The sequence below is a fragment of the Brotocaccenecus cirricatena genome (assembly GCF_020687045.1).
Lineage (GTDB): Bacteria > Bacillota > Clostridia > Oscillospirales > Oscillospiraceae > Vescimonas > Vescimonas cirricatena.
Genome location: NZ_JAJEPW010000127.1, coordinates 1 through 2,538 on the forward strand (window position 1 = coordinate 1; position 2,538 = coordinate 2,538).

A 2,538-nucleotide genomic window follows, 5' to 3' on the forward strand; every position below is an offset into this window, starting at 1 on the left:
GCCGCTGCTCCTCCTTTCCAAATCGAACCCGCTGCGCTGGGCTTCGATTTGGGTTTTTTTCTTTCTTTTGCCGTATCGATTCTGTGTCGCCGCCGGCACTATGTCGGAGTAATCTTCTGTATCGCTTGCTCCGACTTATTTTATATCCATATCAGAGATCGCTTATGCCGCTGCGGGTCCGCAGCGGCTTTTTTGACGCGGTGTAGGCCGACGGGCGGGGGATTGAGTACGGAGGCGGAATGTGGTATAATAGGCGGAAAAACCGGCCCGGACACGGGCAAGGGGGGTGACGGACGCCGTGCTTTCGCTATATCTGGCCGCGCTGGAAAGCGACGGGGACAAGAAACAGTTCCGGGAGCTGTACCGCCGGTATCACCGGGTGATGGAGCGGACAGCCCTGGCCGTGCTGCATGACCCCCACGACGCGGAGGAGGCCGTGCAGGAGGCGTTTCTGCGGGTGATTGAAAATTTTTCAAGAATTGATGAAATTCCTTGTAAGGATTTGGGGGGCTGGCTCGTTATTATAGTGAGGAACGAGGCCATCACCATTCTGCGCAGGCGGCGCTGCCACCTGCCGCTGGAGGAGGGCTGGGCGGATTTTGCCGGGCAAAGCCGGGACCTGCCGGCGTATTCGTCCATGGTGCAGCTGTTCGCCCGGCTGCCGGACACTTATCGGGCCGCCCTGGAGATGAAGCTGGTGCTGGGCTGGTCCACGGCGGAGATCGCCCGGCGGCTGGGCCTGACGGAGAGCGCCGTGAACACCCGGCTGTCCCGGGGGCGGGCGCTGCTGCGGAAAATTTTTGAGGAGGAGGGGATCGAACCATGACTGATCAGGAACTGGACCGGATGCTGCGCCGGGCGCTGCTGGACGCGGCGGATCAGGAGGCGCAGACGCCGCAGGAGACGGAAGTGCCGCTGTCCGAGGGGCACCGCCGCCGTATGCGGGAGATGCTGCGGGACCCGCTGCTGTGGTTCCGGCTGCGAAACCCCTACCCCTGGCGCACCGTGGCCCGGCGGGCGGCGGTGGTGCTGCTGATGCTGTCGCTGTCGGCGGCCATGGTGCTGGCCGTCAGCCCCAAGGCCCGGGCGGATATCGTCCGCTGGACCATGGAGCAGAATGGCCGCCGGGTGGAGTTCCGCTATCATGGCGATGGCCCCGCCCAGGCTCTGCCCCAATACCGGATCGCCGCCCTGCCGGAGGGCTATACGGAAACGGAGCGGGCGGAGGCAGACTGGAACGTCCGGGTGACCTATGAGTGCACCGGAAAGCAGTGGATTCGTTTCTCCTATCTCTATATGCAGGACGGCACAGCTTCCAGCGTGGGTATCGCCGAGTCGGATACGGTAAAGGATATCACGGTATCCGGCATGAGCGGCAAGCTGATCCTGCCCCAAAGCTCGGAGTCAGACAACGTCATTATCTGGTTTGACACGGCACAGAACCTGATGTTCTCTATCCACGCAAATGTGGATGAGTCCGTCATAATCGCCATGGCGGAGAGCGTTTCTTTGTGCAATTCCACAAATTGAAAAAATGTAAAATTTTGCTGTAAGATTCTGGGGGTCTGCTTCGTTAATATAGCAAAGATAAAAACGGAGGGCTTCACATGAATCAAAAATGCAGTTCTATTCTCCTGATACTGGCTATACTGTCAGGAGTAATTACAACATCCTATGCATCACAAAGACGCGTGCCAGATAGTCTATTCCAACTAACGTTTAAGAACGGCTTCGCTGTTTGTGATGTAACTTGTACAGCAGATTACAGCACAGACAAGGTTGTAGTCAATGTTACGCTGTACAAAGGGTGGGATGTTGTGGGAGCCTGGACAGACCAGGGAAAAGGCAGCGCCTCTATCACTGAGCAGGTTAAAGCCGTGAAGGGCGCCGAGTATACTATGTCTATAACCTGGTCCGTGGCCGGTCAGTGGCAGCGCTCAGAGACAATCAGAAAAACCTATACTGGTTGAAAAAGTCTGATTGTACGGAGGTGAGGCCCATGCAGTAAGAAGCGTCCCTACCCGCAGCGAATGATTCAAAAGACAAAAATCGAAAGGAGCAAACCCTGTCATGAAAAAATTGGCGAAGATTTTCCTCTGCTTGACCTTGGCACTGATGATGTCCCTTTCCTTGATGGTTCCCGCATTTGCGGCAGGAACCTGCAATCACTCGTTCAAACGCGTTATTGTCGGAACGTATGTTTGGTATGATAATATTACATCTATGGGGCATCAGTGGAACAAAGGCGATTTACTGCAGTGCTCCAAATGCGGAACAAAAGTCGGAGTTGCAGCAAACTCCACACTTTCGAGTGGACATCATGAGCGGTCAGAATATAGCAGTGACCACTCCTCAAGCAATCCAGCCAAGCATATGTATGTAAAAATATACCGCTGCAAGGAGTGTTTGTATATTACTGACCGCAAAAGTGGCTTTACCGGTTGCACGGCTTCCGGTTGCCGTGAATACCAGTCTATCAAACCTGTCCCCGTGACGGAATAAAATCGCCATAATTCCCGGGTGCGGGCGGCGAAAGCC

Annotated in this window: 4 protein-coding genes; all 4 read left to right on the forward strand. The window is 55.6% G+C overall.

From position 1 onward, the window contains the following. The first annotated feature begins 286 nt into the window (after positions 1 to 286). Positions 287 to 826 (forward strand): RNA polymerase sigma factor, encoded by a 540-nt coding sequence (locus LKD37_RS17235; RefSeq protein WP_302930293.1) that lies wholly within the window; start codon positions 287 to 289, stop codon positions 824 to 826. Continuing rightward, positions 823 to 1,530 (forward strand): DUF4367 domain-containing protein, encoded by a 708-nt coding sequence (locus LKD37_RS17240; protein ID WP_302930294.1) that lies wholly within the window; start codon positions 823 to 825, stop codon positions 1,528 to 1,530. The genes LKD37_RS17235 and LKD37_RS17240 overlap by 4 nt, the downstream gene beginning before the upstream one ends. Before the next feature lie 77 nt (positions 1,531 to 1,607). Beyond that, positions 1,608 to 1,970, forward strand: a complete 363-nt coding sequence (locus LKD37_RS17245; RefSeq protein WP_302930295.1) for a hypothetical protein — start codon at positions 1,608 to 1,610, stop codon at positions 1,968 to 1,970. 100 nt (positions 1,971 to 2,070) lie between these two features. Next, positions 2,071 to 2,502, forward strand: a complete 432-nt coding sequence (locus LKD37_RS17250; RefSeq protein ID WP_302930296.1) for a hypothetical protein — start codon at positions 2,071 to 2,073, stop codon at positions 2,500 to 2,502. Positions 2,503 to 2,538: the final 36 nt, after the last annotated feature.